Source organism: Macrococcus epidermidis (assembly GCF_024205965.1).
GTDB lineage: Bacteria > Bacillota > Bacilli > Staphylococcales > Staphylococcaceae > Macrococcoides > Macrococcoides epidermidis.
Map to the genome: position 1 here is coordinate 165,818 of NZ_CP073819.1, position 19,705 is coordinate 185,522.

The 19,705-nt window shown below is 33.9% G+C and carries 20 protein-coding genes; 17 read left to right on the plus strand and 3 right to left on the minus strand.

Annotated features, from left to right (window positions below):
• The first annotated feature begins 106 nt into the window (after window positions 1-106).
• The 10 genes from KFV12_RS00920 to KFV12_RS00965 all read left to right on the plus strand — a co-directional run bounded on the left by KFV12_RS00920 (window position 107) and on the right by KFV12_RS00965 (window position 10,077).
• Complete coding sequence (locus tag KFV12_RS00920; protein WP_111716042.1) at window positions 107-1,501, plus strand: amino acid permease; 1,395 nt, start codon at window positions 107-109, stop codon at window positions 1,499-1,501.
• Window positions 1,502-2,103: 602 nt separating this feature from the next.
• Entirely contained in the window at window positions 2,104-3,144 is a 1,041-nt protein-coding gene (locus KFV12_RS00925; protein ID WP_254257066.1) for a PTS sugar transporter subunit IIC, read from the plus strand.
• 59 nt (window positions 3,145-3,203) lie between these two features.
• Window positions 3,204-3,881: an L-serine ammonia-lyase, iron-sulfur-dependent subunit beta gene (gene sdaAB, locus KFV12_RS00930; RefSeq protein ID WP_239242151.1), complete on the plus strand. Its 678-nt coding sequence runs from the start codon at window positions 3,204-3,206 to the stop codon at window positions 3,879-3,881.
• Window positions 3,882-3,928: 47 nt separating this feature from the next.
• Entirely contained in the window at window positions 3,929-4,822 is an 894-nt protein-coding gene (sdaAA, locus tag KFV12_RS00935; protein ID WP_111716046.1) for an L-serine ammonia-lyase, iron-sulfur-dependent, subunit alpha, read from the plus strand.
• Window positions 4,823-5,255: 433 nt separating this feature from the next.
• Window positions 5,256-7,256 (plus strand): catalase, encoded by a 2,001-nt coding sequence (locus KFV12_RS00940; RefSeq protein WP_254257067.1) that lies wholly within the window; start codon window positions 5,256-5,258, stop codon window positions 7,254-7,256.
• A 174-nt stretch (window positions 7,257-7,430) separates the two neighbouring features.
• The gene (locus KFV12_RS00945; protein ID WP_254257068.1) at window positions 7,431-7,730 is read left to right on the plus strand and encodes a hypothetical protein; all 300 of its coding nucleotides are present in this window, start codon (window positions 7,431-7,433) and stop codon (window positions 7,728-7,730) included.
• A gap of 131 nt (window positions 7,731-7,861) precedes the next feature.
• A complete protein-coding gene (locus KFV12_RS00950) occupies window positions 7,862-8,176 on the plus strand; it encodes a LytTR family DNA-binding domain-containing protein (protein WP_496113279.1) in 315 nt (104 codons plus the stop codon).
• 81 nt (window positions 8,177-8,257) lie between these two features.
• On the plus strand, window positions 8,258-9,097 hold the full coding sequence (locus KFV12_RS00955) for an ABC transporter ATP-binding protein (protein WP_240838959.1): 840 nt from the start codon (window positions 8,258-8,260) through the stop codon (window positions 9,095-9,097).
• Between the two features lies 1 nt (window position 9,098).
• Entirely contained in the window at window positions 9,099-9,791 is a 693-nt protein-coding gene (locus KFV12_RS00960) for an ABC transporter permease (RefSeq protein WP_254257069.1), read from the plus strand.
• 112 nt (window positions 9,792-9,903) lie between these two features.
• A complete protein-coding gene (locus KFV12_RS00965) occupies window positions 9,904-10,077 on the plus strand; it encodes a hypothetical protein (RefSeq protein WP_170122511.1) in 174 nt (57 codons plus the stop codon).
• A 13-nt stretch (window positions 10,078-10,090) separates the two neighbouring features.
• Here the strand turns inward: KFV12_RS00965 and KFV12_RS00970 are convergent, their stop codons facing one another.
• Together KFV12_RS00970 and KFV12_RS00975 are read right to left on the minus strand one after the other, a co-directional pair.
• Entirely contained in the window at window positions 10,091-10,462 is a 372-nt protein-coding gene (locus tag KFV12_RS00970) for a DUF1722 domain-containing protein (protein WP_111716061.1), read from the minus strand.
• Window positions 10,452-11,345 (minus strand): TIGR01777 family oxidoreductase, encoded by an 894-nt coding sequence (locus tag KFV12_RS00975; protein WP_254257070.1) that lies wholly within the window; start codon window positions 11,343-11,345, stop codon window positions 10,452-10,454. Before KFV12_RS00975 ends, KFV12_RS00970 begins: the two co-directional genes overlap by 11 nt.
• Before the next feature lie 228 nt (window positions 11,346-11,573).
• Between KFV12_RS00975 and KFV12_RS00980 the strand changes: the two genes are divergently transcribed.
• From KFV12_RS00980 to KFV12_RS00990, 3 genes are all read left to right on the plus strand, one after another.
• Window positions 11,574-13,148, plus strand: a complete 1,575-nt coding sequence (locus KFV12_RS00980; RefSeq protein ID WP_111716064.1) for an alanine/glycine:cation symporter family protein — start codon at window positions 11,574-11,576, stop codon at window positions 13,146-13,148.
• A gap of 62 nt (window positions 13,149-13,210) precedes the next feature.
• Window positions 13,211-14,071: an ABC transporter permease subunit gene (locus KFV12_RS00985; RefSeq protein ID WP_254257071.1), complete on the plus strand. Its 861-nt coding sequence runs from the start codon at window positions 13,211-13,213 to the stop codon at window positions 14,069-14,071.
• Complete coding sequence (locus KFV12_RS00990; protein ID WP_111716067.1) at window positions 14,068-14,973, plus strand: ABC transporter permease subunit; 906 nt, start codon at window positions 14,068-14,070, stop codon at window positions 14,971-14,973. Before KFV12_RS00985 ends, KFV12_RS00990 begins: the two co-directional genes overlap by 4 nt.
• 11 nt (window positions 14,974-14,984) lie before the next feature.
• On the opposite strand, the gene KFV12_RS00995 is transcribed toward KFV12_RS00990, so the two are convergent.
• Window positions 14,985-15,707, minus strand: coding sequence for an alpha/beta hydrolase (locus tag KFV12_RS00995; protein WP_254257072.1), 723 nt, complete (start codon window positions 15,705-15,707; stop codon window positions 14,985-14,987).
• Window positions 15,708-15,780: 73 nt separating this feature from the next.
• Between KFV12_RS00995 and KFV12_RS01000 the strand changes: the two genes are divergently transcribed.
• From KFV12_RS01000 to KFV12_RS01015, 4 genes are all read left to right on the plus strand, one after another.
• Window positions 15,781-16,488, plus strand: a complete 708-nt coding sequence (locus KFV12_RS01000; protein WP_111716071.1) for a DNA alkylation repair protein — start codon at window positions 15,781-15,783, stop codon at window positions 16,486-16,488.
• Window positions 16,489-16,600: 112 nt separating this feature from the next.
• Window positions 16,601-17,740: an MFS transporter gene (locus tag KFV12_RS01005; protein ID WP_254257073.1), complete on the plus strand. Its 1,140-nt coding sequence runs from the start codon at window positions 16,601-16,603 to the stop codon at window positions 17,738-17,740.
• 103 nt (window positions 17,741-17,843) lie between these two features.
• The gene (locus KFV12_RS01010; RefSeq protein ID WP_111716075.1) at window positions 17,844-18,155 is read left to right on the plus strand and encodes a DUF485 domain-containing protein; all 312 of its coding nucleotides are present in this window, start codon (window positions 17,844-17,846) and stop codon (window positions 18,153-18,155) included.
• A complete protein-coding gene (locus KFV12_RS01015) occupies window positions 18,152-19,699 on the plus strand; it encodes a solute symporter family protein (RefSeq protein WP_254257074.1) in 1,548 nt (515 codons plus the stop codon). Before KFV12_RS01010 ends, KFV12_RS01015 begins: the two co-directional genes overlap by 4 nt.
• Window positions 19,700-19,705 lie beyond the last annotated feature (6 nt).

The following is a 19,705-nucleotide window of genomic DNA, read 5'->3' on the forward strand; positions in this document are numbered from 1 at the left end:
TCTCCTAAAGTTTATAAATAGTACTTCTAATTTTCTGAAATTATAGTATAATTTCAGAATAGTAAAGAATGTTTTAATATTTAAAAAACAAAAGGGGATAGAAAAAATGGAAGACAATCATTTAAAGAGAGGTCTTAGTTCAAGACAAGTCCAAATGATCGCATTAGGTGGTACCATTGGGGTAGGTTTATTCATGGGTGCATCAAGTACGATTAAATGGACTGGACCATCAGCAATTTTAGCTTATTTAGTTGCTGGATTATTTTTATTTTTAGTAATGCGTGCGATGGGGGAATTAGTTTATTTATTCCCTACAACTGGATCATTTGCTGATTATGCTTCAACATACTTACACCCGGTGTTTGGTTATGTTACAGCATGGGCAAATATATTCCAGTGGGTTGTAGTTGGTATGAGTGAAGTAATCGCTGTTGGACAATATATGCAATATTGGTGGCCGGATTTACCTACTTGGATTCCAGGTATCATCGTAATTGTGACTTTAGCATTAGCGAATATGGCTTCAGTTAAAGCATTCGGAGAATTCGAATTCTGGTTTGCAATGATTAAGATTGTAACAATTGTTTTAATGATCATAGCAGGTTTAGGTATTATATTATTTGGATTTGGTAACAATGGTAATCCTATTGGATTTGGTAACTTAACGGAACATGGTGGATTCTTCCCTAAAGGTATCGTAGGATTCTTCTTTGCACTTTCAATGGTAGTAGGTTCTTACCAAGGGGTAGAATTAATCGGTATTACTGCAGGTGAAACAAAAGATCCACAGAAAAACGTAGTAAAAGCAGTCAATGGTATTATTTGGCGTATTTTAATCTTCTACATTGGTGCAATCTTTGTTATCGTAACTGTTTATCCATGGGATGAATTAGGTAACGTAGGTAGCCCGTTCGTAGCGACATTTGCTAAAGTTGGTATCACAGCTGCAGCAGCAATTATTAACTTTGTAGTGATTACAGCAGCAATGTCTGGTTGTAACTCAGGTATCTTCAGTTCAAGTCGTATGATATACACACTAGCAAACGAAGGTAAAATGCCACGTGCATTTGCAAAAGTTATGAAAAATGGTGTACCAGTTTATGCTGTACTTACGATTTCAATTGGTATCTTTATCGGAGTAATTTTAAATGTAGTATTACCAATGTATATTGATGGCGCAGCAAATATTTTCGTATATGTTTATAGTGCATCTATCTTACCAGGTATGATTCCGTGGTTTATGATTTTATTCAGCCATTTACAATACAGAAAACAAAGACCTGATTTAGCTGAAAATCATCCATTTAAAATGCCATTCGCGCCATTCTCGAACTACATTACAATTGCTTTTTTAGTAATGGTATTAATCGGAATGTTAATTAATGATGAAACACGTGTATCAGTTATTATTGGTATCATCTTCTTATCAGCTATGGCAGGTGTATACTTCTTAAGAGGATTCCAAAAATTAGATGAAGGTCGTGACTTCTTAGATAAATAATTAAGAATAACAAATTAATATATTTTCATACCGTTCGTTTTAGCTCATGCTAAAATGGACGGTTTTTTTTGTTATAACAGAGATGTTACATGCATATCGAATATTTATTAAAAAATATATTAGAATTTAAAAATGTTATTAAAGTAAATTATGTTATATTTTATCAAATATAAATAATATTTTATTTATACCACACACTCTATCATTTTTGTAATATAATACTTTATCTAATTAAAGAATATCAGATAATTTAAAACCTTTTAAATTCATTGATTTTAAAAGGTTTTGAATTATTAGTGATAAAAATCACATTTAAATATTTATATATGTATAACAGAAATTAAATAAATAAAGGCTTTAAAGCGGTGAAGTGTAGGAGTAACAAGACTGTTCTAATTCCGAAATAAAAATCAAAGCATAATTATACATAATAAAATATAAATATACAAAATCTATTCATATTTTGTTCATTGTATCCGTTTTCAAAAATGATATGATTAATTTGTGAAAAAGATAACAAACTCTTTTGATGGCCATTGAAAGATGATGAATGTCGAAATTCAAAGTATAAAAATTAATCTTAAATAAAGGAGAAATAATCAATGGATATTATTATTGGCGTAGGAACATTATTAGTTGTACTTATTTGTATGTCGTTATTTTTAAATTTTGCACCGTATGGTAAAGAAGGTCTTCAAGCACTCTCCGGAGCTGCATGTTCAACATTTCTGCCACAAGCATTTCTAAGTTATGCTATTGGAGGAGTGTTTGATATTCCTTTCTTTGTACAAGTTGGAGACACACTTGGTGGAATTGGCGGTTTAGCAGTTGGAATTTTAACATGTATTAAATTAGGGATTTCACCAGTATATGCTTTAATCGTAGGTTTATCATTATTAAAAGTAAAGTTATTACCAGCATTTATTGCTGCGTATGCAATTAGCTTCTTGATCAAGCAAATAGAAAAACGTGTACCGGAAGGTTTAGACTTAATTGTTGTCATCTTAGTAGCACCTGCATTAACTACATTAATTGCTTTAGCAATTCAACCTTCTGTTATTGCGGTATTAACTCAAATTGGATCAGCAATCACTGCAGTAGGTGATGCAAATCCTTATGTATTGGCAATTGTTCTTGGAGCTATTATTCCTGTAGTAGGCATGACACCGTTAAGCTCTATGGTATTAACAAGTCTATTAGGATTAGTTGGTACACCGATGGCTATAGGTGCCTTATGTTGCACAGGTAACTCATTTGCAAACTTTGTATTATTTAAAAAATTAGGATACGGAACTAAAGCAACACCATTTGCTGTAGCGATTGAACCATTAACACAAATTGATATTATTGCAGAAAAACCAGTTCAGCTTTATGGATCTAATGCAATTATTGGTATGGTAAATGCTTGTATTATCACAGCGTTTGGTTTAGTTATCAACGTTACTGGAATGGCGACACCGATTGCAGGATTTATTGTAGCTTTCGGATTTAACGATACTGTTCCTGTTCTACTTTGTGGATTAGCAGTAGCATTCTCAAGTATCGTTCTAGCTTGGTTATTTGCAACATTCTTTAAAAATCATGATATTTCAGTATCTGTAAAGATGCCTACTTTAAAAAGAACTACAAAACAAAATGCTTAGCAAATAAATATATCACAAGGTTAAAAAATAAATTGTTAAAATATTAGGAGGAATTAATGATGGCTAGAACATCAGATTATAAAAGTGCATTCGATATTATAGGTCCAATTATGATTGGCCCTTCAAGTTCACATACAGCAGGAGCAGTTAGAATAGGATTGGCGTCGAGACATATTTTGGGTGAGGAACCTAAGAAAGTAAGTGTTTCATATTATGAATCTTTTGCAGAAACACATCTAGGACATGGAACAGATTTAGCATTAATCGCCGGGATTTTAAATTTTCCAACTGAAGATCCACGCGTAAAAGATTCTATAGACATCGCTAAGGAAAAAGGTATTCAAATTGAATTTATTGAAGAAAAAGGACCAAGTAAAGGTGAACATCCTAACACAGCGCTTGTTAGATTAGACAGTGAACATAAACATATTGAAGTATGTGGAAACTCTATAGGTGGTGGTACTATTAAATTGAGAAGTATTCATGTCAATGGAGCCTGTGCACTTCTCAACCATACTTTACCAATACTTGTTTTGTATGGAGAGCAATCGGTAGGAGAATTTAATAGATGTATTAATGATCTTGCAGAAAGTGGTTTACAAATCAACGAGGAAATTAAATCACAAAAAAATAACAAATATATTGTAGCTTTACATTTACACAAACCGATTAAACCAGCATTATTGCAAAATATTAAAGAGAAATATCCACAAATAGAATTTTCAAATCTAGTATAGATTTAGAAAGAATATTATTGATTCAAGTAAAATGAGGAGGAACTAAAATGTATAACTCAATTAAAGAAATTATAGATACTGCAACACAAACTGGTAAATCATTTGCTGAAATGATGACAGAGATGGAGATGGAAACGTCTGATATGACGTATGAAGAAGTAAGAAATAAAATGAAAGAGAACCTAAAAGTAATGAAAGCTGCTGTTCTACGTGGCTCCTCGGGGGAGGGTGTGAAATCTGTAACAGGTCTAACTGGACAAGATGCAATTAGAATGAAAAAATATCGTGAACAAAATGAACCTTTATCCGGTAGCGATGTTGCAAAAGCATTGCAGTATGCTATTGCTACAAATGAAGTGAATGCTGCAATGGGTTTAATATGTGCAACGCCTACTGCAGGGTCATCTGGAACAATACCTGGTGTATTATTTTCTGTTGAAGACAAATTAAATTTAACTGAAGAACAGGAAATAGATTTCTTACTGACAACATCATTATTCGGTATTGTAATTGCCAATAATGCATGTGTTGCCGGTGCAATGGGTGGATGTCAGGCAGAAGTAGGTAGTGCTTCAGCAATAGCAGCAGCTGCAGCAGTAGCGATAAAAGGTGGAAAACCTGAACAATCTTCACATGCATTAGCACATGCTTTAGGAAATCTACTTGGTCTTGTATGTGATCCAGTCGCAGGTTTGGTAGAAATACCATGTGTTATGAGAAACACAATTGGAGCAGGTAATGCACTGATTGCTGCTGATTTAGCTTTGGCTGGTATTGAGTGTAAAATTCCTGCAGATGAAGTAATCGAAGCAATGAACAAAGTTGGCCGTAGTCTTCCTGCAGAATTACGAGAAACAGGCTTAGGAGGACTTGCTGGAACTCCAGCAGGTGAAGAAATGAAGGCAAGAATATTTGGTGCCAAAAATCCTGTGTTTAATTAATCCAGATTTTTTAATTAATCATGATATTTGGAATGACGATGTAACTGGATATAGTAATAAAGGATTGTAAAAATTAGTGTGACAAGAAAAGATTTTGCGAAGAGATCAGCGGTAGATCCTTTCGTTAATAAAGTCATATCGATAACTGAAATGATAATAAAACAAACAATTGAAATTAGAACACGTATTAGATAGTATTTCACATCAACTCACCACTTTCCAAGCTTTAACCTATTATATAAAACGCTTACATCAAAGTAAATAACTATAATGATAAGTTTAGATGTAAGGTCAAAATTACTAAAATTGCATTCTACAATTAGAATGCAATTTTTTATTATATAAAATTCCATACAAAAAGTGTACAACGTTTCTATTTATTTGAAATGGGAATAAGTAATTTGTATGTAAATATAATATAGGGGGCACTACAATGACTAATGAAAAAGATAAGCAATTAGAAGCATTTCGTAGAGACCATTCTGAAGATACACCGTTAACGACAAACCAAGGTTTAAAAATGGCAGAAGATGAATTTTCATTAAAAGCAGGGGAACGTGGTCCGACATTATTAGAAGATTTTCATTTCAGAGAAAAGATGACACATTTCGACCATGAACGTATTCCTGAAAGAATTGTTCATGCGCGTGGTTATGGGGCACATGGTGAATTTGAATTATATGAAGATTTAAGTGAATATACTAAAGCAAAATTTTTAACAGATACGAGTAAGAAGACGCCTGTATTTGTTCGTTTCTCTACTGTACAAGGTTCAAAAGGATCTAACGATACTGTACGTGATGCGCGTGGATTTGCAACAAAATTTTATACTGAAGAAGGTAACTATGATTTAGTAGGAAACAATATTCCAGTATTCTTTATTCAGGATGCCATTAAATTCCCTGATTTAGTACACGCAGTTAAACCAGAACCACATAATGAAATTCCTCAAGGTGGAACAGCTCATGATACATTCTGGGATTTCTTTGCACAAAACCCAGAGTCAACACATATGACAATGTGGACAATGAGTGACCGTGGTATCCCGAAAAGTTTCCGTACGATGGAAGGTTTTGGAGTGCATACTTTCCGTTTAGTAAATGCGGAAGGGAAATCACACTTCGTTAAATTCCACTGGAAACCATTGCTTGGAACACATTCATTAGTTTGGGATGAAGCTCAAATTATCGCTGGTAAAAATTCAGATTATAACCGTGAAGACTTATACGAAGCAATCGATAAAGGTGATTACCCTGAGTGGGAATTAGGTCTTCAAATTCTTCCTGAAGAAGATGAATTTAAATTTGATTTTGATATACTAGATCCAACGAAATTATGGCCAGAAGAAGAAGTGCCAGTAAAACGCGTTGGTAAAATGACTTTAAATCGCAATGTAGATAATGTCTTTGCAGAAACAGAGCAAGTTGCATTCCATCCAGGACATCTTGTACCTGGTATTGACTTCAGTAATGATCCGTTATTACAAGGACGTTTATTCTCATATACTGACACGCAATTATCACGTTTAGGTGGACCGAATTTCCATCAGTTACCGATTAACAGACCAGTATGTCCGTTTGCTAACAATCAACGTGATGGTATGCATCAAACATTTGTCCATAAAGGACAAACTGCATATCATAACAATGCGATCAATAATAACAGTCCACACACAACACCAGCTGAAGAAGGTGGATTTGAACATTATCATGAAAAAATCGATGCTCATAAAGTGCGTGCTAGAAGTGAAAGCTTTAAAGAACATTATTCACAAGCGAAAATGTTCTATAACAGTTTAAGTCAACCAGAAAAAGAACATTTGCGTGATGCGTTTGCTTTCGAATTAGGAAAATGTAAACATGACTTTGTAAAAGAAAATGCGGTTGCAAATATTAATAAAGTAGATAAAGATTTAGCGACTCAAATTGCTGAAAAAATTGGTGTTGATGCACCTACTGCAGATGAAGAAGTTAAGTCAGATAAAAAATCTCCAGCATTAAGCATGGAAAATACAGTTAAAAAATTAGATACTTTATCTGTTGCTATATTAGTAACTGAACAATCAGATGAAGCTAAGATCAAAAAATTAATAACTACACTTGCTGATAATAAAGTAAATTATAAATTAGTGAGCGAGAAAGCATTTAAATTAGGTGAATTGAAAGTGTCTGAAACATTTGATACAGTACATTCTACGTTATTCGACGGTCTGATTGTATTAGATGTTAAAACACCATTATTACCACCTGTGAAAGATTTCATTGAAGCAGCTAACCGTCACTTTAAAACAATCGGTTATGATGCATCTGTTGCTAAAGCATTAGAAGAAACTGCTGTTGATGTAACACAACCAGGCATTGTTGAAATGAGTGATGATACAAATAAATATTTAGATGCGCTTGTTGTACAAAGACATTGGGATAGAAAACTATAATAAATATTTGAAAATGAATGAAAAAATAAAATGATTAATTAAGTTACTTTTAAAGTCTGTGAATTCACAGGCTTTTTTTGATATTCGATAATCCAATATGTACATTACGGTTCATGTATAATAGATTTATAGTATCTATATATTTCCTATGACATACTACTATTGGGAGGATGTATGACTGAATTAATTAATCATTTACAAACATTAGATTTCAAAGATCATGCATGTATTGTTTCTAATATGAATCAACAAAAAGAAATTATCACTCATTTTGAGGGAAGAGATGTATGGATAGAAACTTTTAATACACCTTTTCATGAACGTTTAACAGTAAAAGAACAATTAAAATTTTATATGAGATGGTTTAGTGCAACACATAATATAGATGATGTTTTACGACAGTTTATGTTAATAGAATATAGCAATGTGAAAGTAAAGAAAATATTAATGATACATATGATGAAAAGAAAATAAATAATAAAGAAAATGATAAAGTCAGAGGAAATATTAATGACATACAAAATATTTCCCAAGAAATAAATTCGAATTTTTCCCGTAGTAACGTATTTAGAATAACTGTTAAAACAGAAGATAAGACATTATTTATTAATCCTGAAGATATCGACTATATTGAGGGAGCAGAAGGAAAGGTAAATATTCATTTTAATAATGAATCATTTAAAGCAGATTATACTTTGAATGAACTTGAAGAAAAATTAAAGGTGTATGGCTTCTATAGATGCCATCGTTCTTATATTATCAATCTGCAGAAAGTAACAGAGATGATTACATGGTCGAAGAATTCATATTCGATTAAAATAGATGGTTTAGAAAATACATTCGTACCATTATCACGTAACAGAGTGAAAGAAATTCAAGGATATTTTAATAGTCATACGGTACAGTTCACGGAAAATTAAGTACATTTAACGTGTATTTTATAGTGAGAACCCCTAGTCTCTAATACAATTTGGGTAACAAATTGATTGGAGGCTATTTTTATGACACTTATACAAATGAATGATGTAGTAAAGATGTACGACAGTAAAAAAGCAGTTGATCATTTATCTTTAAATATTAATCAAGGTGAGATATTTGGATTACTCGGACCGAGTGGCTCAGGGAAGACAACGACGATTAAGATGCTAACAGGAGAAACATCTATCACAGAAGGTAGCATTCAAGTATTTCAATATAAAGATAAAGCACTTCAAACAGCAGAGTTTAGAGAACAAATAGGTATTCTCTCTGATAACAGTGCACTATATGAAAGGTTAACAGTATTTGATAATTTAAAAATGTTTGCAGGACTTTATAAGCAGCCTGTAAATAGAATCGATGAGGTACTTTCATTTGTACAATTAGAAAATGAGAAGAAAACAGTGGTTAAAAAGTTATCGAAAGGGATGCGTCAAAGAATATTGCTTGCAAAAGCTCTAATACATCAACCTAAACTATTATTCCTGGATGAACCAACTTCAGCCCTAGACCCAAATACGACAAGACATATTCATAAAGGTTTATTAAAATTAAAAGAAAGTGGAACAACTATATTCTTAACAACACATGATATGGATGAAGCGGAAAGTTTATGTGATCGCATTGCGTTAATTAATAACGGAAAACTTATTGCACTGGATACACCAGATAATTTGAGATATCAACATTCAGATCAGACAATTACTGTGGAAATGAATAATTTAGAGAAGAAAAGAGTGCATAAAGAAGATGTAATGCAAATTACAGATTTACTCAATACGAAACAAGTGAAACGTATTTATACAAACGAACCGACATTAGGCGAAGTATTTATTAAAGTGACCGGAAAGGAGCTTGTTTAAGATGAAGATGAATAGAGTAATGGCAATTGCAGAAAAAGATTTCAAAGAATTTATGAGAAACATGATGTTACTTACAATGCCGATATTGCCCATATTGATGGCTTTTATGTTTACTGCTTCACCGGTTCCGAATGAGATGAAAGCTAATCTTGGCGTTACTGTGCTGGCCATTTGTTTTGTAGGCGTAATAACAATTGGAATGATGACGATGATGGCAGAAGAGAAGGAGAAACATACATTACGTGGCTTAATCAATTCACCGGCTTCGATGTTTGATATTATGTTAGGAAAGAGTATGGTTTTACTAATCATGTTTTTAATTTCAACGGTATCTTGTTGTTATATTTTAAAATACAATCCAGTAACTGACTGGAAATCAATCTTGAGTTTTATAATGCTATTTTTATTCTTTTTATCTTTAGGTGTTATGATTGGTCTATTAGTAAAATCAGTTTCTCAAACAAGTTTATATTCATTGCCTGTGCTATTCATTTTTGCAATGTCACCAAATTATATTAATATGGGCATTGATAAAGATACAACATTTATGAAAATTAATGAATTTACACCTATGATGCAACATTTTAGATTAATTGAAACTGGTGATATCAAACATTTAGCAATTGTTGCAATCTGGTTAGTGATTAGTTTATTAATTACTTCAATCCTTTTCAAGAAAAATTCAATTGATTAGCAAACGAGAGCCGATGTCGGCTCTCGTTTCGTTTTTTCTGCTATACAAATCAATTAATGAAATTCCACAATTAGTGTAAACTATATATACCAATATTAGAATGAGGGATATTATGCACAAAGATTTTGTAACAGATGAAGAGATTCATGCAATGGGTGTGCCTTTTGATTTACTATCTACCTGGATGACGAATGGTTTAATTCAGGTCGCGTACCAGGCAAATCATATTCGCTACTTCTGGACAAAGGATGTAAATTTATTAAAACAGCAATTTAATATAAAATAAAACAGCGGCATCTTTAAAATAAGATACTGCTGTTTTTTAAATATTGTACATCATATTTTTCAGCAAGCTGCTTAAGTAATGTATGAAGTTCTGATTCTTTATTATCAAAGTTTTGAATAAATGTTCGATATTGTGATTTTTCATCTTCAGTAGCAATTTTTTTGAAATATCCCCACATATGCTGATAGCTATTTAACTTCGAGCCTCGCGTTGGTGTCATGCGATATGTTTCATCAATAATTTGTTCTAATATGTGTATATCATCCAGTTGTTCACGCATCAGTTGACGAATAAAATTATATTGATTCTGGTTATAGTACATCACTTTATACTTTTCTTTTCGCCACAGCTTTTCAACTGCTTTCTTTCTTTCTTTATTCACCATACAACTGCTCCAGAGCTAACTGAACTGTAGGATATTTAAATGTATATCTGGCCTGCAATAGATGATCAGGTAATACGCTTTGTCCTTTTGTAACCATTACGGATTGCTCTCCTAGTACAATGTCCATTACTTTGTTGGGTACTTTTGTCCAGTGTGGTCGGTGTATAACACGCGCAATGGTTGTTCCGAGCTGTTGTTGTGTTACAGGCTGAGGAGAAGTCATATTAAATATACCTGTTAATTGTTTGTCATAAATATAAAGCATACTTTCTGCAAGATCCTCGATATGAATCCAGCTGTAAGGTTGCTGTCCATCACCAATATTACCACCTGCAAAGTATTGATAAGGCTTTAACATCAAAGGTAATGCCCCACCTTGGTTAGAAAAAACTACTCCAAATCTGCAGATTGCTGTTTCTACACCTAAAGCTTCAATTTTTCGAGCTGCTTGTTCCCATAGATAAATAGTCTTTGATAAGAAATCAAACGGTGAGAATACATTGGTTTCGTTATAAGTTAAAGATTTAGAAGCGGGATAATAACCTACCGCACTTGCTGATATAAAGAGTGGTTTCTTGTTAAGAGATTTGAATAATGGCATAAGCTTTTCAGTACTTTCAACACGACTTTTAATGATCGCTTCTTTGTGTTCTTTCGTCCATCTGTTATTTAAGGATGCACCAGCCAGATTAACTACTAAATCTAGTTGTGGTATTGCCTGATACCAATCATCTTGTTGCCAGTTGACATAGCTGATGCCAGTCGAACTTTGTTTATTGCTTCTCGTTGTAATATAAATATGCGCATTTTTATATTTTTGCTGAATAGTGTTTATAAGAGCTGAACCTACTAGTCCTGTACCGCCTGTGATTAAAATGTTCATATGCAACCTCCACCAGTATTGGTATTTTATACTATTATAGCGATTATCAATTATTTATTCATTGGAAATGATTATTTATTGATCATTAAACCCCTAAATCGCAATGATTTAGAACGAATATTTAATTAAATATTCAGAATAATCAATAAATACTATTGCAACATGTAATATGTGACTATATAATAAAAAAGTAAGTATTTTTCGTTTATACATTAAAGGGGTGTAGTTATGGAAAGTATTGTGAGTTTTCTAAATGAAATTGTGTGGAGTAAACCGTTAGTGTATGGGTTGTTAATTACAGGGATTTCATTTTCATTAATGATGAAGTTCTTTCAAGTCAGACATTTAAAAGAGATGATTCGACTAATGTTCCAAGGGGAGAAGTCGCCTACAGGGATTTCTAGTTTCCAGGCAATTGCTTTATCGCTTGCTGGACGTGTAGGGACGGGTAACATAGTCGGTGTTTCAACAGCGATCTATATCGGTGGTCCAGGAGCAGTATTCTGGATGTGGATGACAGCATTTTTAGGTGCAAGTTCAGCGTTTATTGAGTCTACGCTAGCACAAATTTATAAACGTGAAATTAATGGGGAGTATCGCGGTGGACCAGCTTACTATATAGAAGCAGGTATGAAAGGTGGATTTGCAAAAGGGTACGCTGCATTGTTTGCGGTACTTGCAATTATTTCTACAGCGTTACTTTTACCGGGTATTCAGTCGAATGCGATTGCGAGTTCAATGAAGAACGCATTTGGTGTTGAAGGATGGATTATCGGGGTAGTGCTTGCGATTGTTTTAGCTTTAATCATATTTGGAGGGGTACGCTGGATCGCTTCAGTAGCAACAGCAGTAGTACCATTTATGGCGATATTGTATATTTTACTCGCAGTAGTGATTATCGTAATTAATTTTGATAAAGTACCTGGATTAATGGCATTGATTATTAAATCAGCATTTAATATGGAATCGGCATTTGGTGGAATTCTAGGTGCGATGATTGAAATCGGAGTAAAACGTGGTCTTTATTCAAATGAAGCAGGACAAGGTACAGGTCCGCATCCTGCAGCAGCTGCAGAAGTTTCACATCCTGCTAAACAAGGATTAGTTCAGGCATTCTCTGTATATGTCGATACATTGTTTGTTTGTACAGCAACAGCGTTAATTATTTTATTATCAGGAACGTTCAATACGACAGATGGTACGATGAAAGGTGATATGCCAAATTTAATTAAAGATGGTGGTATATACGCAGTTAATGCAGATGGCGTGAAAGACTACTCAGGAACTGCAATGTATGTTCAGGCGGGTATTGATAAAGCATTCCATGGAAGTGGCTATCAGTTTGATCCGGCATATTCAGGCATTGGTTCATATTTCGTAGCAATTGCATTATTCTTCTTTGCGTTTACGACGATATTAGCATATGCATATATCGCAGAAACAAATGTATCTTATTTAACGAAGAATAGTAGCGTGTCTTTGAATAAGTTTTTAATAAACGTTGCACGTTTAATTATTGTTGGCGCTACATTCTATGGTGCGATAAAAACAGCGGATGTGGCATGGGCAATGGGTGACTTAGGTGTAGGATTGATGGCATGGTGTAATATTATCGCAATATGGATTCTGCACAAACCTGCATTACGTGCGCTTAAGGATTTTGAGAGACAGAAGAAAGAGAAAGGGTCAGGGAAATATGCGATATATCAACCAGATCCAAGCGAACTACCGAATGCGACATTCTGGACAGTAGATTATCCGGAACGTTTAAGAAAAGAACACTTTGATGAAAAAGTACATTAAGCATTAAAGACAGCCATTGCTGTCTTTTTTGTGTTTAATATTCAGAGAGGAGTGCCACGCTATTGAATAAAATATTTGTGAATGGAGTAAAAGTAATATTAGTATTAATTAATTTTTTTCTATTGAGTGCCTTTATTTTACTTTTTAATCAGAATTTTAAATTTGATTTATCTCATTTTTTTGAGGCTTTCCCCCAATTTATTAAACAGTTAATGCATATCGATACAGTCACTTTTAAGACACCAGGTAGTTACATAGAACATCCGTTTTTATCTTTTATCTTTAGACCATGGCGAAATTCAATGCTTATTTTATTTTTAAGTATAATGCTCGGTACTATTTTAAGTATATTATGTGTTGTTATAGCTAAAAGATTTAAGTTAATTGATTACATAATGAAGCGATTCGTAAAAATTTTAGGTTATTTACCGGATATCTTTTATATTCCTTGTGTCATTATCTTTATTATCTTTTTTTATCAGCAAACAGGTATATTAATAATGGAAGTAGCAAGTTACGGGGAACAGGAAGCGATTGTATTTCCAGCAATCATGCTGTCTGTAATTCCATTTGTCCAGTTATATAAAATTTTGGATCAGGTGATTACTGAGGAACTGGATAAAGATTATGTAGTACTCGCACGCGCAAAAGGACTCAATGATTTTGAAATTCTGCACAAGCATGTCTTGTCAAATGTATGGATAACATTTTACATCAATTTTAAGCAGGTCGTCTGGATGACGCTATCCAGTCTATTAATTATGGAAGTCATATTAGGTTATTTTGGCGCTACACAATTCTTATATTATTATCACGCCCCCATAATGTTGATGACGATATTGGTACTAATGTTTGTTCCGATATATATCGCGTTATTTATCATTCAGAAACTCGTTGAATTTAGAACGGGGGTGAAGTTATGAGGAAGTTATTTAAGATATGGCTGGCATTGATTATCCTCATCTTACCTTTTATAACAAGTGTCTTTTACTTTGATATGCTTCAGAACAAAGTAAAAGTATATAAATTTAACGTGATGACAAGTGAAATAAAAAATCCAGTGCCACCTGGCGTTGTCAATTGGTTCGGTACTGATCGCTTCGGCGCGTCAATATTTATGGAGAGCTGGCATGGATACCGCATCACGTTTATCTTTGTCATTGGTATTGTTCTTATTTCATTTATCATTGCTGTTATTCTGGGAAGTTATCTCGCTTTTCGTAAAGGAACAGCAGATATTGTTACAGATGGATTTTTGAATGCATATTATTTTATACCGCAGGCAATCGTTACATATATGTTGTTATTTCCGGTACTGACAGCAATAAAAGGTAAGTTTAGCTATGATATGCCGTTTAGAATAGGGTATATGTTAGTCGTGATTGCACTTGTGATGGTACCAACGACAATGGTAGTCGTTAGAGATCAGGTGAAACAAATATTGAATACAGAATACATGGATGCTGCAACCGTAATTGGTGCCAGCAAGACACAAAAATTAATACGTCATGTTTATCCCAATATTAAGAATAGATTATTGATTATCTTTGTCCGCATGTTATATCAAGCATTAATGGTACTCAGCCATATTTCATTTTTCCGTATTTTCTTTGGAGGAACGAAGACATGCGATGGTTTTGAAGCATGTTTAGGCAATGATTTTACACTTATTATGCCAGAGCTTACGACATTATTAGGGTTTCATATGCCAGAGTTGTATTCTTCATGGTGGACATTTATGGTACCTTGTACATTTGTCGTGTTGATTTTAATAGCAATCCAAATGTTGGCCGATGCACTTGAAACAGAATATAAATCTATGTAAAAAGCAGGATATTAAATATCCTGCCTTAAAAAATGCAATATATCTGTATAAAGTTTTTCTTTATCCTTACTTACTGTCATTAAATGGCCGGCATTAGCATAATGATCAATAAATGTTTTGGACTGAATACTGTTGTAAATAAATTGAGCGCTGTCATGATAGCTCGTATCATCCCGATCACCATACAGTATGATTGTCGAACTATTGATTTTATTTAAGTTGTTCATTATATCTTTAATATAATCAACAAACTTACTGGCACCTGTGTAATTATCGATAAGCTGATAATTTGATTCAGGAAAAGGCTCAGAAGAAATGACTTTGTGCATTCTCGGTGCAAATTGTTTCAAACGGTATTTTATACCTTCAGGATCTTTTTTCATCGGAACACTCATCACGATAATTTGATTAACATCGTATTTTTCTGCGAGCTTAAGTGAAAATAGACCGCCTAAAGAGACACCAATTATAGAGATATTATTATATTGTTCCTTTAATTTTAAAAAGCTATCTTCAACTGTTTGCCACCAGTTATCGATATCATATTTCACAAAATCCTGGATAGGCAATCCGTGCCCTGGATAGGATGGGATAAGCACCGTGTATCCTTGCTCGTGTAGATGGTAGCCCAGTTGTTTAACGTCTCTAACTGTTCCGGTAAATGTATGAAGAAGAAGTATCGCGTGCTCATTTCCTTCTAAAAATATGGGATCTGGATTTTTTACTTTTATCATTGGAGTACCTCCATAGTAATCAGTATAATAAATGTAATATTCATTATACTACGAGTAACAGGGAGATGGAAAAATGACGTTTGAAGAAGTAATGGCAGAACTTGAATCTCTTGGCAAAGAACGTATGAAGAAAATATATATGGGCAATGGCGCAAAAGAACCTTTATTCGGTGTAGCAACGGGTGCAATGAAGCCAATGCGTAAAATAATCAAGAAAGATCAGGAGCTTGCAGATAAGCTATATGCGACTGGTAACTATGATGCAATGTATTTCGCCGGTGTAATTGCAGATCCCAATGCTATGACAGAAGAAGATTATGAGCGATGGATTGATGGCGCATACTTTTATATGTTATCTGATTATGTTGTAGCAGTAACGCTCTCAGAAGCAGATATTGCGCAGCAAATTGCGGATAAATGGATTGATTCTGGAGAGGATTTAAAGATGAGTGCCGGCTGGAACTGCTATAGCTGGTTACTTGGACATAAGAAAGACGATACATTTGATACCGAAAAGTTAAGTAAGATGCTAGATCGCGCTGAGAAAGAAATTCATACTGCTCCTGATAGAACGAAAGTAGGGATAGGTAACTTTATTCAATGTGTAGCAATTTCATATGTAGATTTACATGATAAAGCAACAACAGTTGCAAAGTCAGTTGGTGCCGTACCATTTAATCGAGAGCACAAACCAACTGGCGAAGTGAAACCATTAGAGACGATTGAGAAAGCGATTGAGAAAAATAGGATTGGTTTCAAACGTAAATATGTACGCTGTTAGTATTTACAGAATATAATAAATTGATATAATGAACTAAATAGGTGACAATTAATTTTGTTGGCAACTTGCAGCGCCTTCCATTTGGAAGGTGCTATTTTTTTGGAGGATAAATATGAATAAGAATCTATTAATACTGGCAATGCTTACATTTCTTGCAGGTCTTACCGAGCTAGTGGTCTCAGGTATATTGCCTTATATCGCGAAAGATTATCATGTATCAATTCCGATGGCAGGTAATTTGATAACAATTTTTGCGTTATTTTTTGCGCTTGCAGGACCGATATTGATGTCGTCAACAGCAGCGTTCAATAGAAAAAAGCTACTGATTGGTTTCATCATATTATTTATTTTTGGGAATGTATTGAGTGCGTTAAGCATAAGTTTTACGATGCTACTAATATCCAGGGTTATTCTTGCGATATGTGTTTCAATGTTAATTGGCCTCGGGTTATCATTATCGGTCAATGTAGTTTCTCAAAGTTTTCAAACGAAAGCCATTAGTATGATAATGATGAGTATAAGTGGTTCACTGGTGTTAGGAATTCCACTCGGTATATTAATTACAGAACGATTCAATTGGCAGATGATCTTTTTGTTTGCGGCCACTCTATCTTTAATTATTTTAATTTTAGTAATTTTATTTTTTCCGAGTATTCCAGGAAAAGAAGCGACGTCATTTTTTAGTCAGTGGGGCGCTTTGAAAGATCATCGAATACTATTTACACATATGCAATCGTTCTTATTTTTTGTGGGTCAAAGCATTTTGTATATGTATTTAACCCCTTACTTTAATCAGTTAGGCTTACAAGCATCTATGGTAAGTCTGCTGTATTTACTGTACGGTGTAAGTGGTATAGTCGGAAGTGGTTTAGGAAGTATATTTATAGAGAAACTAGGTGTTAAAAAGACATTAACGATGTTAATGACAGTTTATATCTTTGTTTTACTTGCTTTTATTGTGACACAGTATAATGTATGGACATTAAGTATCAATGTCATGTTGTTAGGCCTAACTGGATGGTCGATGAATGCACCGACACAAATGCGCTTAATTCAAATTTCAGATACAAATGCAGGTTTTAATCAAACATTTAGTACGTCATCTACACAATTTGGAATGGCACTCGGAGCAGCAATAGGTGGTCTTATCATTGCCTGGCATTTACCTTACAATGCTTTAATGATTATAGGGAGTATATTTATTGTTTTAGCTTTGTTATCCATTAAATATTCTTATAAAGCCGTTGATTAATATATCAACGGTTATTTTATTTTAAAAATTGACAATATTCTGACAAATTAATAAAATGAAACTTGGGAGGAATTTTTACACGACATAAAGGGGAGATGATTTCATGAATCAACAGGATTATAACAAAATTGCAGCATCGAAAGATTTCAATGATTTAGTTGCAGCGAGAAAAAAGTTTATTTTTCCGATTACGTTGTTCTTTATCGTTGCGACATTGCTCTTTCCGATTCTGACAGGTTATACGACAATTTTGAATAATATTGCTTTCTGGAATATTTCATGGGCATGGATTTATGCATTCTTATTATTTGTGATGGTCTGGACATTAGTCACAATTTATATGCGTAAAGCGAAGCAGTTCGATGCCGCAAGTGAGCGAATCATTAATGAGTATAAAAGGGGGTCTCGCTCATGAATATAACAGTCATTATTATGTTCTTATTTTTTGTAAGTTTAACGCTACTTATTACATATTTTGCTTCAAAAAGAACGAATTCTGCTGAAGATTTTTATACAGCGGGTGGAGGTTTAACAGGCTGGCAAAATGGTTTAGCGATTGCAGGAGATTATTTATCGGCAGCATCATTTCTAGGTATTGCGGGAGCTATCGCACTTTGGGGATTCGATGGCTTCTTCTATAGTATTGGCTATTTAACGGCATATTTAATCGTATTATACATCGTTGCTGAACCATTAAGAAATTTAGGGAAATATACTTTAGCAGATATGATCGCAGCACGTTTTGAATTAAAAAAAGTTCGAGCGATGGCTGCAGTTTCATCAATCACGATAGTAATATTCTATATGTTAGCACAGCTTGTTGGAGCAGGTGCATTAATTCAACTGTTATTTAATATTCCATATACTTGGGCGGTTATTATTGTTGGCATTATGATGACGGTTTATGTATTGTTTGGGGGGATGACAGCAACAAGCTGGGTTCAAATGGTTAAAGCGATTCTTCTAATGGTTGGAACGCTCATCATTTCTTTTCTGGTATTAAAATACTTTAATTTCAGCATTGCTGAAATGTTTGGTCAGATGAAAAATATTAAATCAGCTGACTTTAAAGGAGAATATATTAATCCAGGTTCCCAAGGTAAATCACCTCTTGATAATATTTCGCTGATTATTGCCCTGTTATTTGGAACGGCAGGGTTACCACATATATTAATGCGTTTCTTTACGGTGAGTGATGCTAAAACAGCAAGAAGCTCTGTAATGTGGGCAACTTGGATTATCGGTATTTTTTATATTTTAACGATATTTTTAGGTTTTGGTGCTGCTAGTCTTTTATCTCGTGAGGAAATTATAAAAGCGAATCCTGCTGGAAATATGGCTGCACCGTTACTTGCAGATAAACTTGGTGGAGATTTGCTCATGTCATTTGTCTGTGCTGTAGCATTTGCAACGATTTTAGCAGTTGTTGCAGGCCTTGTGTTATCAGGAGCTTCTGCATTTGCACATGATATTTATGGTGAGATTATTAAGAAAGGTAACATTAGTGAGAAAGAACAAATGAGTGCAGCAAAGATTGCCTCATTAGCAGTTTCTATTCTTTCAATTGTATTAGCGTTATTTGCACAAAATATGAACGTTGCTTTCTTAGTATCATTGGCATTTTGTGTAGCAGCGAGTGCAAACTTACCGGTAATTGTTTATACGATATTCTGGAAGAGATTTAATACGCAAGGTGCTATAGCAGGAATCGTTGTAGGACTTTTGACATCTATTATATTAGTGATTTTAAGTCCGAATGTTATGAACCCGGCAGGAACAGGTTTTATAAATATGGATCCTATTTTCCCGCTTGCTAATCCTGCGATTATTTCTGTTCCAGCAGGTTTTATTGCAGCATTCCTAGGTACATTTTTAGGTAAGGCAGATACAGAAGAGAAATTTAAGGAAGTTCAGGTCAAGTCAGTGACGGGTATCGCAACTTCAGAAGTTACACATTAAAGAAAA

Bases quoted from the DNA above. Each gene is read 5' to 3' on its own strand.
- KFV12_RS00920 (WP_111716042.1), top strand. From the start codon at position 107: ATGGAAGACAATCATTTAAAGAGAGGTCTTAGTTCAAGACAAGTCCAA.
- KFV12_RS00925 (WP_254257066.1), top strand. From the start codon at position 2,104: ATGGATATTATTATTGGCGTAGGAACATTATTAGTTGTACTTATTTGT.
- sdaAB (WP_239242151.1), top strand. From the start codon at position 3,204: ATGGCTAGAACATCAGATTATAAAAGTGCATTCGATATTATAGGTCCA.
- sdaAA (WP_111716046.1), top strand. From the start codon at position 3,929: ATGTATAACTCAATTAAAGAAATTATAGATACTGCAACACAAACTGGT.
- KFV12_RS00940 (WP_254257067.1), top strand. From the start codon at position 5,256: ATGACTAATGAAAAAGATAAGCAATTAGAAGCATTTCGTAGAGACCAT.
- KFV12_RS00945 (WP_254257068.1), top strand. From the start codon at position 7,431: ATGACTGAATTAATTAATCATTTACAAACATTAGATTTCAAAGATCAT.
- KFV12_RS00955 (WP_240838959.1), top strand. From the start codon at position 8,258: ATGACACTTATACAAATGAATGATGTAGTAAAGATGTACGACAGTAAA.
- KFV12_RS00960 (WP_254257069.1), top strand. From the start codon at position 9,099: ATGAAGATGAATAGAGTAATGGCAATTGCAGAAAAAGATTTCAAAGAA.
- KFV12_RS00965 (WP_170122511.1), top strand. From the start codon at position 9,904: ATGCACAAAGATTTTGTAACAGATGAAGAGATTCATGCAATGGGTGTG.
- KFV12_RS00970 (WP_111716061.1), bottom strand. From the start codon at position 10,462: ATGGTGAATAAAGAAAGAAAGAAAGCAGTTGAAAAGCTGTGGCGAAAA.
- KFV12_RS00975 (WP_254257070.1), bottom strand. From the start codon at position 11,345: ATGAACATTTTAATCACAGGCGGTACAGGACTAGTAGGTTCAGCTCTT.
- KFV12_RS00980 (WP_111716064.1), top strand. From the start codon at position 11,574: ATGGAAAGTATTGTGAGTTTTCTAAATGAAATTGTGTGGAGTAAACCG.
- KFV12_RS00990 (WP_111716067.1), top strand. From the start codon at position 14,068: ATGAGGAAGTTATTTAAGATATGGCTGGCATTGATTATCCTCATCTTA.
- KFV12_RS00995 (WP_254257072.1), bottom strand. From the start codon at position 15,707: ATGATAAAAGTAAAAAATCCAGATCCCATATTTTTAGAAGGAAATGAG.
- KFV12_RS01000 (WP_111716071.1), top strand. From the start codon at position 15,781: ATGACGTTTGAAGAAGTAATGGCAGAACTTGAATCTCTTGGCAAAGAA.
- KFV12_RS01005 (WP_254257073.1), top strand. From the start codon at position 16,601: ATGAATAAGAATCTATTAATACTGGCAATGCTTACATTTCTTGCAGGT.
- KFV12_RS01010 (WP_111716075.1), top strand. From the start codon at position 17,844: ATGAATCAACAGGATTATAACAAAATTGCAGCATCGAAAGATTTCAAT.
- KFV12_RS01015 (WP_254257074.1), top strand. From the start codon at position 18,152: ATGAATATAACAGTCATTATTATGTTCTTATTTTTTGTAAGTTTAACG.